General features: G+C 64.7%; 13 protein-coding genes. 9 read left to right on the forward strand and 4 right to left on the reverse strand.

The window, feature by feature from the left end; genetic code table 11:
• Nucleotide 1: 1 nt before the first annotated feature.
• The 9 genes from ACWDTD_RS18715 (at nucleotide 2) to ACWDTD_RS18755 (ending at nucleotide 9,032) form a co-directional block, all read left to right on the forward strand.
• Nucleotides 2-1,177, forward strand: coding sequence for an MCE family protein (locus ACWDTD_RS18715; RefSeq protein WP_449748638.1), 1,176 nt, complete (start codon nucleotides 2-4; stop codon nucleotides 1,175-1,177).
• Nucleotides 1,174-2,235 (forward strand): MCE family protein, encoded by a 1,062-nt coding sequence (locus ACWDTD_RS18720; RefSeq protein WP_449748639.1) that lies wholly within the window; start codon nucleotides 1,174-1,176, stop codon nucleotides 2,233-2,235. The genes ACWDTD_RS18715 and ACWDTD_RS18720 overlap by 4 nt, the downstream gene beginning before the upstream one ends.
• Complete coding sequence (locus tag ACWDTD_RS18725) at nucleotides 2,225-3,271, forward strand: MCE family protein (RefSeq protein WP_449748640.1); 1,047 nt, start codon at nucleotides 2,225-2,227, stop codon at nucleotides 3,269-3,271. Before ACWDTD_RS18720 ends, ACWDTD_RS18725 begins: the two co-directional genes overlap by 11 nt.
• The gene (locus ACWDTD_RS18730; protein ID WP_449748641.1) at nucleotides 3,268-4,503 is read left to right on the forward strand and encodes an MCE family protein; all 1,236 of its coding nucleotides are present in this window, start codon (nucleotides 3,268-3,270) and stop codon (nucleotides 4,501-4,503) included. The genes ACWDTD_RS18725 and ACWDTD_RS18730 overlap by 4 nt, the downstream gene beginning before the upstream one ends.
• Nucleotides 4,504-4,532: 29 nt before the next feature.
• Nucleotides 4,533-5,663: an MCE family protein gene (locus tag ACWDTD_RS18735; protein WP_449748642.1), complete on the forward strand. Its 1,131-nt coding sequence runs from the start codon at nucleotides 4,533-4,535 to the stop codon at nucleotides 5,661-5,663.
• Nucleotide 5,664: 1 nt separating this feature from the next.
• Nucleotides 5,665-7,029 (forward strand): MCE family protein, encoded by a 1,365-nt coding sequence (locus tag ACWDTD_RS18740; protein WP_449748643.1) that lies wholly within the window; start codon nucleotides 5,665-5,667, stop codon nucleotides 7,027-7,029.
• On the forward strand, nucleotides 6,996-7,667 hold the full coding sequence (locus ACWDTD_RS18745) for a hypothetical protein (protein WP_449748644.1): 672 nt from the start codon (nucleotides 6,996-6,998) through the stop codon (nucleotides 7,665-7,667). Before ACWDTD_RS18740 ends, ACWDTD_RS18745 begins: the two co-directional genes overlap by 34 nt.
• Nucleotides 7,664-8,431: a hypothetical protein gene (locus ACWDTD_RS18750; RefSeq protein ID WP_449748645.1), complete on the forward strand. Its 768-nt coding sequence runs from the start codon at nucleotides 7,664-7,666 to the stop codon at nucleotides 8,429-8,431. Before ACWDTD_RS18745 ends, ACWDTD_RS18750 begins: the two co-directional genes overlap by 4 nt.
• Nucleotides 8,432-8,531: 100 nt before the next feature.
• Nucleotides 8,532-9,032 (forward strand): MarR family winged helix-turn-helix transcriptional regulator, encoded by a 501-nt coding sequence (locus ACWDTD_RS18755; RefSeq protein WP_449748646.1) that lies wholly within the window; start codon nucleotides 8,532-8,534, stop codon nucleotides 9,030-9,032.
• Between the two features lie 9 nt (nucleotides 9,033-9,041).
• Here ACWDTD_RS18755 and ACWDTD_RS18760 read toward each other — a convergent pair whose 3' ends face one another.
• The 4 genes from ACWDTD_RS18760 to ACWDTD_RS18775 all read right to left on the reverse strand — a co-directional run bounded on the left by ACWDTD_RS18760 (nucleotide 9,042) and on the right by ACWDTD_RS18775 (nucleotide 13,806).
• Nucleotides 9,042-9,851: an SDR family NAD(P)-dependent oxidoreductase gene (locus tag ACWDTD_RS18760; RefSeq protein ID WP_449748647.1), complete on the reverse strand. Its 810-nt coding sequence runs from the start codon at nucleotides 9,849-9,851 to the stop codon at nucleotides 9,042-9,044.
• A 9-nt stretch (nucleotides 9,852-9,860) separates the two neighbouring features.
• The gene (locus ACWDTD_RS18765) at nucleotides 9,861-10,955 is read right to left on the reverse strand and encodes an LLM class flavin-dependent oxidoreductase (protein ID WP_449748648.1); all 1,095 of its coding nucleotides are present in this window, start codon (nucleotides 10,953-10,955) and stop codon (nucleotides 9,861-9,863) included.
• A gap of 34 nt (nucleotides 10,956-10,989) precedes the next feature.
• Nucleotides 10,990-12,390: an acyl-CoA reductase gene (locus ACWDTD_RS18770; RefSeq protein ID WP_449748649.1), complete on the reverse strand. Its 1,401-nt coding sequence runs from the start codon at nucleotides 12,388-12,390 to the stop codon at nucleotides 10,990-10,992.
• 69 nt (nucleotides 12,391-12,459) lie between these two features.
• Nucleotides 12,460-13,806 carry a hypothetical protein gene (locus ACWDTD_RS18775; protein ID WP_449748650.1) on the reverse strand — a complete coding sequence of 449 codons (1,347 nt, stop codon included), beginning with the start codon at nucleotides 13,804-13,806 and terminating at the stop codon, nucleotides 12,460-12,462.
• Nucleotides 13,807-13,914 lie beyond the last annotated feature (108 nt).

The raw sequence follows: 13,914 nt of genomic DNA on the forward strand, positions 1-13,914 counted from the left end.
CATGCTTGGCAAATACCGGCTCAAGATCTACGCGCTCGGGCTCGTCATCGCCCTCTCGCTTGTCGTTGCACTGGCCTACAACGCTTTTCGGGGCAACTTCAGCAGCACCGAACCCGTGACCGTGGTGGCCGAGCGCGCCGGGCTACTGATGACGGCGGGCGCCAAGGTGACCTACCGCGGCGTCGAGGTCGGACGCGTGACCGCGCTACAGGCCGACGGGCACACTGCCCGAATCTCGGCACAGATCGATTCCGACGTGATCGATCAGATCCCCGCGGACGCCCGTGTCGAGATCTCCTCCACCACCGTGTTCGGCGCCAAATACGTCAATTTCGTCGCACCGGAGTCGACGGACGGCCCTGGCCTACAGCCGCATTCGGTCATCAACACCGACGACGTGCAAGTCGAGATCAACACCACCTTCCAGAACCTCACCGACGTACTGCGGCAGATCGAACCGCAAAAGCTCAACGCGACACTCGCCGCACTCGACGGCGCACTCGGTCAAGGCCGCGGCGCCGACCTGGGCGACACCATCGACAAGGCGACCTCGCTGCTGCGGCAGATCAATTCGCCCGGCATCCGACTGGGCACCACCCTCGACGCCGCCGCCGATGCGATCATGGCCTACGCGCCCAGTGCACCACAGCTCGCGGCAATCGCCTCGCAGGTACGCACCACCGCCTCCACGATCACCGACAAGACCGACGGGATCGACCTGATGCTGACCTCCGTGATGGGACTGAGTGGGACGGCCACCGACTTCCTCAAGACCAACACACCCACGCTCACCGAATCGCTGCGCCTGTTCACCCCCACAACCGGACTCATGCGCGAGTATTCACCCCAATTCACCTGTCTCATCAAAGGAATGGACAAGTTGCTCGAGCGCGGACTTCCCGCTCTCGGATCGGCGAAGTACCCCGGAATACACCTGAACATCGGCTTCGTTCCCGGTGTCCCGCTCTACGGTTACCCCGCCAATCTGCCGGTTGTCGGGGCGAGCGGCGGACCCCACTGCTACGGACTGCCCGTCCTCGCACCCGGCACCGTCTCCCCATATGTGGTGACCAATACCGGCGTCAACCCGTACCGCAACGAACCGGGTTCTCTCGAACTGCACCCCGAGGACCTGCTCACGAGTCTTGTGGGCCAACCCGTCAAGGGGGGCCGATGACACGCAAATTGCACAAGCACTCCACGCTCCTCAAGGTGGGCGTCTACACCGCCGTCATGCTCACCATCCTCGGCGGATTGATCATCGTCTTCGGGAACTTCCGCTCGGACTCGGCCAACACCTATCGCGCCGTGTTCACCGACGCCTCCGGGCTACGGGCGGGCCAGAACGTGCGCATCGCCGGAGTGCTGGTGGGGAAGGTCTCCGCGGTCGACCTGCAACCCGACTCCCGTGTGGTGGTCACCTTCTCGGTGACCCGCGCCCGCTCGCTCGACTCGTCCACGCACGCACAGGTCAAGTACGAGAATCTCACCGGCGACAGGTATCTGGAGATCGCACAGGGACAGATGCTGCCGGGATCGACGCCCGGCCCGCTGTCGGACGGCGGCACCATCCCGGCGGCCAGAACCGCCCCAGCACTCGACATCGACGCGCTGGTCGGCGGTCTGAAACCCGTTTTCCGAACCGTGCGGGCCGAAGATCTCAACAAACTGACCGGGGCGCTGGTGGGGATCATGCAGGGCCAGGGAGAAAACATCCAGACCTTGCTCGACACCACCGCCTCGACCACCGGGATGCTCGCCGACCAGGATGCGGTGATCGGCGAAGTGGTCGACAACCTCAACGTCGTCCTGAAGGTCGCGGCCGACCGGCGACAACAGGTGTCCGACTCCGTCTCCCAATTGCAGCTTCTGGTAACACAATTCGCCCACCAGCAGGACCCGATGGATCAGATCACCGAACGCCTCTCGGCCGCGACCCTGGCCGCCGGCGGCCTGCTCGATCACGTCCGGCCCGACGCGTTCGCCACCGTCGTCCAGCTCGATCGAACCGCAGGCCAGCTCGTCGCCGGACAGGACATGCTCGATCGGACGCTCGCCGCGTTGCCGGAGGCCTACCGCCGACTCGGCCGGATGGGCGCCTACGGTGCCGGCTTCCAGCTGTATGCCTGCCAAGGCATTCTGCGGCTGACCGGAACCGACGGCAAGAACCTTGATATCCCACTGCTCGATCAAACCGAGGGCCGGTGCAGCAAGGGAGATGTCGATGAGCCGTAAACGTGCGCTGCCCACCTTCCGGGAGATGCCGCGCCGGAGGGTCGCGGTGATCGGTATCTCGCTGACCGTGGCGATCGTCGTGCTGTCGCTGAGTTTCGACCGGATTCCGGCGCTCTTCGCGCACGGCGGTTACCGTGCCTACTTCGCCGAGGTGGGTAACCTACGCTCGGGCGACAGGGTGGAACTGTCCGGCGTGGACGTCGGCAAGGTCGGCGACATCACGTTGTCGGGTAACAAGGTTCTGGTGTCGTTCGACGTCAAATCGCCGGTACGACTAGGTGATTCGACGCGAGTGGCAATCGTGACGACGTCGGCACTGGGTAAACGCGCCCTTCGTGTGATGCCCGCCGGAATCGGCGAGATGTCCCACGACGATCCGATCCCCCTCGAACGGACCGTTGCGCCCTACTCACTGAGCAACGCCCTCGACGACGCCGGTGGCACCCTGTCGGGGACCGACGACTCCCAACTCGACAGCGCCCTGCGTGCGACGAGTGACACCCTCGACGCGGTCGCACCGTCGTTGTCGGCGGCCATGACCGGGGTTCAACGTCTGTCGACCACAATCGGATCCCGCGATGATCAACTCCGTACGCTGCTGAGCCGCAGCCGGGATCTGACCGGACTTCTCGCACAACGCAGTGGCCAGCTCAACACACTCGTCAATGACGCCGCCATCCTGCTGGGCCAATTGCAGTCACGCAGCCAGGAATTGGAGCGCCTGATCATCGGCACCAGGTTCCTGGCACAGCAGTTGTCGGGTCTTCTGCAGGAGAACCAGGCCCGGCTCACACCCGCGCTCACCAAGCTGCACACAGTATTGGGGGTGCTCGAGAAGAACCGCGACGCGATCTCGAAGGCGATCCCCGGGCTGCGCAACTTCTCCATGGGCCTGGGCGAGAGCGTCGCCACCGGGCCGTTTTTCACCGCCTACGTCGGCAATCTGGTTCCGGTCGCCTACCTACAACCACTGGTGGACGCCATCGTGCGCGATTCGCCACCGTCGGCACAACCTCCGAAGGAGGGGACCCGATGAAACGTCTCCTCGCACTGGTGGCGGTTGTGCTGGTCGCCGTCGTCGGCGCCGTCGCCTGGTTCACCACCCGCGGGCCGGACTCCAAGACGATCTCGGTCCAGCTCGCCTCGGCAACCGGACTCTATCCCGGTGATGAGGTCACGGTTCTCGGTGTGCCGGTGGGCAAAGTGGAATCACTCACTCCCACTCCCGGATACGTGATCGCCCGGTTGTCGGTGAACAACGATGTCGAGGTGCCGTCGAATGCGGGCGCCGCGGTGGTGTCACAAAGTCTGGTGGCAGGGCGCACCATCCAGCTCACGCCGGGATACACCGGCGGAGCAACACTCGCCGACGGCGCCGTCATCCCCCTCGCCCGCACCACGGTCCCGATGGAGTGGGACGACATCAAGAACGCGCTCAACGACGTCACCCGGGCCGTGGGGAGCAAGGGCCCCGACGATCCCGGCTCGGCCGCGCAGCTCGTGTCCAGCGCGGCGGATACGTTGTCGCCGAACGCAGACGACGTCAACAACACGATCACCGGGCTGAGCCGTGCGATGTCGGTGATCTCCGACGGCCGCGACGATCTGTTCGCGGTGGTGCGCAATCTCCAGGTCTTCGTCAATGCGATGTCGGGCAGCAACGATCAGGTCGCCGCGCTGCAGCAGAGGTTGTCGACGGTTGCGCAGGTCCTCGGCGACACCAGCGGTGACACCCGCGACGCGCTCGCCACACTCGACACACTGATGGGTGACGTGCAGACCTTCGTGTCGCAGAACCGTGATGCCATCACCTCCGACATGGTCTCGGCGACCGACGTCACGACGACGCTGGCCCTGCAGCGCGCCAACATCGAAGGGCTCCTCCACCAATCCCCCACCCAGCTCTCGAACTTCTTCAACATCTACAAGCCGGGTGTGGGCGGGATGAACGGGGTGTTCTCGGCGGCGAACTTCGAGAACCCCGTACAGGCCGTGTGCGGCGGTTTCGCGGCCGTGGGCAAACCGGACAGCGGACGCGCCGCGGACCTGTGCGTGCAATACCTGGGGGCCTACCTCAGCATGCTCAAGACCTCTTACCCGAATTTCCTCACAATGCCCACCAGGTCCGGATTCGTCGACCCCGGCCAATTGGTGTACTCCGAACCCGGTCTCGCCCAGACCGTTCCGGGACTGACCGGGCCGGGGTCGGAGCCACGAAAGACTCCCCGCAGCCTGTCCGCGCTGCTGTTACCCAGGGGTGGCCAGTGACTCGCGTGATCTTGGCCCGCAGCCATTCCATGTCGAGCACCGTGGGTGCCGTGATGCTGATGGTGGTCGCGCTGACGGTCAGCGCGTGCGGCTGGCACGGCATCGAGTCGGTACGGCTACCCGGCGGCCATGGACGCGGCGACGACGCCTACCACGTCACCGTCGACATGCCGAATGTCACCAACATCACGCCCAACTCGCCGGTCCTGGTCAACGACGTCGAAGTAGGCCGGATCACTGCGATCTCCCTCGTCGGATGGCATGCACAAGTGAATCTCGCCATCGACGGCGACGTGGTTCTGCCCGCCAATGCCGTTGCCGCGATTGGTCAGACCAGCCTGCTGGGCTCACAGCACATCGAGTTGTCGGCGCCCACCGAAACTGCGCCCACCGGACGGCTGGCCGACGGAGCGGTGATCCCGATCGAACGTGCCAGTGCCTATCCCACCACCGAGCAGACCTTGTCGGCGGTGTCGGCGGTGGTCAACGGGGGTGGGCTCGGTCAGCTCGGTGACATCGTCCAGGGCGCAGACAACGCTCTGTCCGGCCGCGAGGTCACCGTTCGCGACCTCGTTCGTCAACTGACCACCGTGCAGAACACGCTCGACCAGCGGCGAGTCGCGATCGTCACGGCACTGAACGGACTCGACCACCTCGCCACCGTCTTCGCCGGTGACGCACCGATGCTCGACGACGCCATCCGGCGCATCCAACCGGCACTGGAAGCGCTGGCGGCCCGGCGCTTCAAGCTCACCGACGCCTTGACCGCGCTCGACCAGTTCGGTGACACCGCGCGGAAACTCATCACGACGAGTGCGTCGGACATCGAGGCGAACGTCGCCAACATTCATCCGTTCCTGAAGTCACTCGCCGATTCGGGGAAGTCGCTCACCGCCTCACTCGACATGGCGTTCACATTGCCGCTCCCGCTCAGCAGGCTCGATCGCATCGTTCGCGGCGATTACGCCAATCTGTTTGCACTGCTCGACTTCTCGGTTCCGCGCCTACGGTCGGATCTCCTACGCGGCACTCCATTGGGCCGCACGGTGTCGGGTCCTTCCGGCGCACTCGCGAAGAACCCCGGACTCGGCGCCCAGGCGACCGATCCGATGCGGGGGCCGGTGTCGGGCGACCCGCGGCACCCGGTGGGGGGTAACTGACATGCGCCCGGTGATCCGACTCCAACTCGTCGTGCTCGCGCTGGTCACGGTGATCGCGGTGACTGTCATGGTGGTGGGATACCTACAGATCCCAGCGCTCGTCGGTGTCAACCGCATGACGGTCACCGCCGAACTCCCTGCCGGCGGCGGCCTCTACGAGCAATCCAACGTGACGTACCGCGGCGTGACCGTCGGCACCGTGAAATCGGTTGCGGTGCAGCGTGACGGAGTGAAGGCCACGATGCAGATCGACGACGGATACCGGATACCGCGCGAAGGGCTGCGCGTCAATGTGCACAGCATGTCGGCGATCGGCGAACAGTACATCGACCTCGTGCCCGCCCCGGGCGCCACCGGACCCGACCTCGGTGACGGTGACGTCCTGCCTGCCGACACGGTCACATTGCCCGCGCAGATCGGCCCTGTTCTGCAACAGGCCAACGATCTGCTCGCCTCGATCCCGCCGGGCAAACTCCACACCCTGATCGACGCGTCCTTCCGCAGTTTCGTCGGCACCCGTGACGACCTGATCAAACTCGTCGCGTCGCTCACACAGGTCGCCGACATCGCGGACCACAATGCCGACAGCACAGACGAACTCATCCGCGAACTCGGCCCGTTCCTCGAGCCGCACGGCGAGTCGAGGGAGGCGATCGCCACCTGGTCGGATGAGCTCGCACGGTTCACGTCGGTGCTGAAGGATCAGGATCTGCACGTGCGCGCCATCATCGACAACAGTCCGGTCGCAGCGGCCGGTGCGCAACGGCTCATCGAGGATGTGCGCCCCACGGTGCCGATTCTGCTGTCGAATCTGGTCAGTCTCGGTCAGGTGGCCGCAATCTACAACGCGGGGATCGAGCAAATCTTCGTGCTGATGCCGCCGCTGATCGCCGGTATCCAGTCGATGGTGAATCGCGGGATGCCCGACGAGTCGGTGATCGCCCAGTTCCACACGATGGCGTCGCCGTTGTGTACCACAGGATTTCTACCCGCCGACCAACGCCGGAGCCCCGCGGATCTCACCAAACTCGCTTCTCCGGTCGGCCAGTATTGCTCGATTCCGCAGAACGCGCCGATGAACGTGCGCGGTGCAAGGAATCTGCCGTGCATGGAGGTGCCGGGAAAGCGGGCGCCCACACCCGAGCAGTGCCGCGACCCGCGCGGCTATCAGCCCAAGGGCCAGTGGCCATCGAGCATCGACGGATCGGGTAGCCCGGACCGCCAAGGACTGACCACCGGCGTACAACCCTCGGCTTACGACCCGGCCACCGGCGACTACGCGGCACCCGACGGAAGCACATATCACCATCGCACCATCCAAGGAGGAGCCTCATGGCACGAGCTACTCTCGAACCCGATCAACTGACCGACCCCGACTCGGCCGAACCGGAGAACGACACCTCATCGGATGTCGACGCAACCGGCGCCGCCGCGTCGGAGGTCGAAACAACCGACACCGACACAGCCGACACAGCCGGCGCTCCGGACACCTCACGGTCGGGGAGAGTCGCTCGCCTGGCGCGCGGCGCGGCGTCGCGGTGGCCGGCGATCGTGATGGCTGTCTGCGTCGCGGGTTCGTTGGCCTTCGTCGGCCACGAACTCTGGGAGCGACACCAGATGGACTCGTACGACAGCATGCGTGCCGAGTACCTGCAGACGGCGAAAGACGGCGTGGTGTCGCTGACCACCGTGAACTCCAAGACCGCGGACGCCGACATCAAGCGGCTACTGAGCAAGTCGAGCGGCACCTTCAAGACCGATTTCTCCAGTAGGTCGGGGTCTTACACGCAGATCGTCAAGGAGGCCCAGGTCAGTTCGAAGGGCACGATCCTGTCGGCCGGGATCGAGAAGATCGACTCGTCGTCGGCCACCATTCTCGTTGCTGCGCACGCGGAAGTGACCAACGAGAATGCGACCGACCCCGAGGGCCGCGACTACCGCTTCCGGGTGGTGGTCACCAATGGCGAACCGATGACGATCTCGAAGGTGGACTTCGTACTGTGAGCTCACTGAATCTCGGCCGTTTCGGCCGCATCACCTTCACCCGCCCCACCGCGGACGCCGATGTGGACACGCTCGACACGGAAGTGGGCACGCCCGACGCCGAAGTGGGCACGCTCGACACCGAACCGGGCACGCTCGACGCGGATGTGGGCACGCTCGACACCGAAGCGGGCACGCTCGACACCGAAGTGGGCACGCTCGACGCCGAAGCGGGCACGCTCGACACGGAAGTGGGCACGCCCGACGCCGAAGTGGGCACGCTCGACGCAGAAGAGGGCGGCTCACGGTGGCGTAAGCCCGCGATCGCCGGCGCCGCGGTCCTCACGATCGCGGCGGTGGCCGGCGGCGTGGTCCTCGGTGTGTCCAACCACGGACGTGCCGAGGTGCGCGATTCCGAGGACGGCATGAAGTCGGCGGTGACGCGTCAGGTGGTGAACATGCTCTCCTATGACCACGCGACCATCGACAAGCAGATGTCCACCGCCGCCGAGGGGCTCACACCCACCTTCCGCAGCGACTTCACGAAACTTGCCGACCAGGTGGTGATTCCCGGCGCCAAGGAGAAGCAGGTCGACACCAAGGTGACGGTCGCCGGCAACTCGGTGGTCTCCCTGACCGCCGACCGCGCCCAACTACTGCTCCTGCTCAACCAGACGACGTCGAGCGCGGCGGAGAAGAATCCCTCGACAGCGGGAAGCAGGGTGATCGTGACCGCCATCAAGTCGGGCGATCGCTGGCTGATCGACAGCCTGCAGCCTGTGTGACATCGGAACGCCGACATCACGCCGACAGTGCGAATTACGGTTCCGCACTGGGCACTCCGTCAACTCCGCGACCACTCACCCGGGGGTATAGTCGATGTTCATGGACGGTTCGCACAGTCACCTCGATGCTGACGCATCCGTCGATCCGGCACCGGGCGAACTGACCCAAAACGTCATCATCTCGCTGCTTCGCGTACTCAACAAGATTCAGCAGGGACGTCGCACATCGCACACCTTCGTCGAGGGCGACGTGCCGATGACGCTGGTCGAAGCCGAGATGTGCGCCATGATCGACCGTGACCCGGGAACCACCGGCGCGGAACTGTCGGCGTTGCTCGGTGTGACCAGATCGGCGACGTCTCAGGTGATCACGAAGCTCAAGCAGAAGGGCTTCGTCATCGATGTCACCCATCCCGGAGATGCCAAGCGCCGCAGACTGTATCTGACCGATCGCGGGGTAAAGGCCGCGTCGGTTGCCAACGAGTACTCGAAGATGCTCGTCGCCGAGGTGTTCGGCGGCGACCCGGCGGAAGTGGCTGCCTACCAACGTTTTCTGATCAAGCTCGAGGAGTTTCACGACAAGGCTAGTCAGTGGACCTGACGGGTCCGATCAGCCGTTGAGGGCTTCACCCAGTTCGGCGTTCTCGGCGAGCAGCATTCCGATGAAGGGGTCACTGGTCGGCGGAAGGACCCAGAACCGCTTGTTGTCGAAGGCGTCGAGAACCCAGCGGGCCACCACGTCAGGATCCACACCCGCCTCATTGAGTGCAGCGTGTGCACCCTCCACGATCGCCGCATCGGCGACAACTCCGGAGGGAACCCGGGCGGCCGAGGTTCGCATCAGATTCGTCTTGACCATGCCGGGGTTGAGCACGCTGACGGTGATGAACGGTGCGACACCGGCAAGCTCGGCGCGCAGCGATTTCGCCAGTGAGATCGCACCCGCCTTGCCGGCCGCATATGCGGCGCTGTAACCACCGGCCACCAGGCCGGCCATCGATGCGGTGATCTCGACGGCGGCGGGCGTGCCCTGTGCGATCAAGGCGGGCACAAACGCACGGATCGACGAGAACAACCCTCCGAGGTTGATCGAAGTGACAAAATCATAAGTGGCCGTGGGTGTCTCCCACAGCAGAGAGCCGGCGCTGGTGACACCCGCATTCAGGCACACCACCGAGATGGTTCCCAGCGAGGCGGACAAGCGCGCCAGGTCGGCCAGCGCGTCCTCATCACACACGTCGGTCTTGCACGTGTGGATTCGCGCCGACGGCCCGGCAAGTCGGTCGGCCGCCCTCGCCAGCGCATCGTCATCGACGTCGGCGATCACCACGTCGGTGCATCGTTCACGCAGCGCCTTGGCGAGAGCGAAACCGATACCGCTTGCGCCGCCGGTGATCACGGCGACGGTGTCGGATGACATCGCCCCCACCTAGTGGTATGCGGGGATCAGCTCGGACCCCATGATCTCTATCGACTCCATGATGCGGTCGTGTGGCATATCGCCCATCTGCATGTGGATGATCACCTGGTCCACGCCGCTCTTCTGGAAAGCGTCGAGGAACGGCTGACAATCCTCGGGCGTGCCGGCCATGACGAAGCCGCCCTCGGTCATCAAGTCCTCCACCATCTTCCGATCGCTCTTGATCAGGTCGTTGACCATCTTCGTCTCACCCTGGGTCAGGTGCGCGTAGCTCTTGGGCGGAGTTCCGCCCGGCCACCCGTGAAGCATGTAGTCCGATCCGTGCAACGTGTGCTCCACGGTCCGCTCGACGGCGAGCCGACGAACCTCGTCGCGATCCTGACCGCACAGACCGTTGACGAATCCCGCGGTCGCCCGGTTCACCACGCCGGCCATCGGTTCCGCCTTGTCGATGTTGGCGTAGTAGGCCTCGGTGGACGCCGAAAGCATCTCGTAGTCGGCCTTCTGGGCAAAGAACAGCATTCCCAGACCCTTCTTGGCGGCACGCTCGGCATTGCCCGGGCCGACACCGCCGACCCACAGCGGCGGGTGCGGGCGCTGCACCGAGCGCGGCACCACCGAACGAGGCGGTATGTTCACGTACTCGCCGTCGAAGCTCACGGTCTCGTCTGCGATGCATCGGACCACGGCGTCGAGACCCTCACTCCACTGGCTGCGTGACTCGTCCGGGTCGAGTCCGAACCCGTAGAGTTCCGTCGGTGTGGTCGAGCGGCCTGAACCCAGGTCGACGCGGCCACCACTGAGACAGTCGAGCATGTTCACGCGCTCGGCCACTCGCACCGGGTGATTGTAGGCAGGTGGTGTCAGGGCGAGGCCGAATCCGAAGCGGATTCTCTCGGTCTGGTAGGCCGCGGCGCCGAAGATCACCTCGGGGGCCGACATGTGCGAGAACCCCTTCAGGAAATGGTGTTCGGACAGCCAGACGTAGTCGAAGCCGTGCCGGTCGGCGTGCACGATCTGGTCGACGGTCTGCCGCACCACCTTGGCTTCGGCGGTCGGGTCGGTCGGTGGGACGAACATCTCGTAGAAGAGGCCGAACTTCATGGAACTATCTCCTGTTCATCGGATTTGGCTTGGTTCAGCGGGATTCCGGCGAGTCATCGAGCACCCACCGCATCACTCGGCGTAACGGATAGAACCCGTCGTGGGGCAGCCCCTCGATCGCACTCGCCACCCCACCGAGATCCACCACCCGCTGAACACCCATGGAAGCGAGTCGATCTCGAAGCCCGGCGATCCGCTCTGCCGGATACACCCCGACAGTCTGGGTCGCGATGTTGGCATGCTTGATCGCGGCGTCGAGCGAGGGCACCGCGACCACGTTGACGGTCTTCGACGTCGGGTAGAAATCGACCGGGTCCTCGGAGCGGATGACGAGTCCGGCCCCCGAGTAGTCGCCCCACACCCGATACCACGGCTCAAGTCCCCGCAGTACCTCCACCTCGTCGCGTACCTCACCACCGATGGGTGCAGCCTTCGCCGACGACAGCGGCCGTTCGGCCTTGAGTTCGTCGGCCAAGGCCTCACAGAACCGGTCGATGTCGTCGGTGTCGCCTTCGGCGTAGACGAAACGGCTGGCAGCACAAGCATCTTGGTTGAACAGAGAGATGTCGGCGGCCGCATGCCGGGCCGCGGTGCGTATCGTCTCTTCCGACCGGTAGGCCTCGACACCCAGGAACGAGATGGAGACCTTGGGATCGAACGCCACGATCTCGAAACCCGGTCCGGCGTATCGATAGGCATTCTCGATCGCCGAACCGCCACCCCAGACGACCAGCTTGTCGAAGAACTGTGGGCGGAACACCGCACTTTCGACGCGGGCATCCCCGCCGCGCCAATAGACGGCCGAGAACGACCGGGTGGTCGGATGGTCGGGATCCACGTCGGCCATCGTCCGTAGGATCGCACCGGCGGTGAGTGGATCGTTGGCGGGGACCTTCAGCAGGTGTACGCCTTTGGTCAGTGCGCCACGGGCGATGGTGGTGACCGCGACGGCCGGGGTGTTGCCGGCCATGATGTGGGCCAGGCGGGGCGGAAAGGCCCGCACACGGGCCGGTGGCAAGGAATGCGGACGTTCGATGGGCGCCCACCCGTCGATCGCGTCCCACCCCACGTCGTTGGCGATCTGGAACTCGAGGACATCCCGGTCGAAGAAGAACGGTATCGCCCGATAGGTGTTCTCGAGTATTCGTCGTTCGAGAGTGTTGAACTCGAGTGAATGCTCCAGTGCCTCAGCCAGATACCCGTTGGAGTCCAGATCGAGTCGGTGTCCCACCTCGACGAGGAAGTCGACGATGTCGCGAATGGGTGTGTCGAAAGCAGGTCCGGGTTCGGCTCGTTCCCAGACGAGTTCGTCGATGGCGAGTTCGGGTGTCGCGAACAGACCGTGATCGTACTGTCCTCCGGTGACCGTTCGGCCTTTGATCACGTGCGGGATCTGCACCTTGTCCGGTGCGCCCGCCGTCGCGGTATCCGTCATCGTCGTCCCCGTTTCTCGGACTCGGCTTCTGGGACTTTGCTTCTGGACTCGTCTTCTGGGACTTGGCTTCTAGGACTCGCCGACCGCGCCTCGGACGAAGGAGTCGATCGTTCCGGCGCAGGTCAGTTTGTCGTCGCCGCCCTCGAGTTCGGAGTAGCGGGCGATGTCGACGACCGCGGGTACCGAGCGCCCCGCAGGGCTGGGGTCGTAGTCGATCACCACGCGGTCTCCGCTGGTGATCCCACCCCAGCGACCGTCGATCGACACATCGAACAGTGCCATCCGCCCGGTCGCGCGCCCTTCCCTTGTGCGCTGGAGTTTCTCGCCCGAGTCGTCGAGGAGCAGCGGCACGATCCATCCGGGGAATTCGTAACGCCCCCACTCGTTCATGCGTGCCCCGCTGCTCGCCTCCTGCATCCCGTATCCCTGGGTGAACTTGTCGAGTCCGATTCCGAAGAACGTCATGATCTGCTGGACATGGTCGGCGGGGATCTCACGCTGCCCCTTGATGCCGCCGCCGCTGATCACCTGTGTGTCGGGATGGAAAGAGCCGTCGGCTATTCCACGTTCCCGCGCGACCTCCACCACCCGGTACAACTGCGGGGTCAGTCCGACGAGCAGGATGGGCTCACCGCGATGCGCGATGATCTTGTCGACCAGGTCGACGACCATGGTGTCGGCGACCTCTTGGCGGAATCGGACGCTCTCCTCGAATTCCGAGATCTCCGACGGCGTTGCGGTACACGCGCCGATCTTGCGCCGCATTCGCGCCATCTGAGACAGGTCGGTGATCCGCAGTTCCGCGTCGGTCATGAAGTACACCGCGTCCGGACGTCCGCACACCGACACCAGATTCGTGAAGGTCGCCGACGCGCGGTTGGGCGCTTTGCGCGGTCCGAGAACGAAGATGGGTATCGAGTTGTCCCTCGGCAGACCCGGTGGAATCGTTGCGGTATTGGCAAAGTCGACGTCGGCCTGCGACTGGTTGAGGAACGAGTTCTTTCCACTCGTTCCGCTCGTTGCGAAGACGTAGTGACCGGCCGCGTGACATCGGGCGATCCAATCGTCGGCATCGGCCACCCCGGCGACGTCCACCCCACTCACCTCGTGGGTGGACAAGGTGTTGAGCCACACGTTCATCCGGTCCCATCGGCCGTTGTCGATGAAGGCCTCCGGGTAGCTCTTGTAGGCGGTGTGGGCGAACAACAGCGGCACGACGTCGTCGAGTGAGGTGATCGAGTCGACGCCCGCCTCGTCGGCGAGGCGCTGCAGCACGCCGATCCTCTCCCGGCACTGCTGGAACCGGAAATCGATGGCGTCGATCCAGAGTTCCTCCAGATCGTCGGGAGTGGCCCCGAACGGGTCGTCGCCGGACACCAGCGCCATGAGTCTCTCGATCGATTCGTTGGTCGCCATCGACCGTCCTCTCCGGGTGATCACCAGCGACACCGAGGCCGCCATAGACCATTTGATTAAGGGCTTAACACGTGAAGCTACCGATCGTGCTTGGTGCTGTCAACGAGT

The organism is Gordonia sp. NPDC003425 (genome assembly GCF_053588635.1).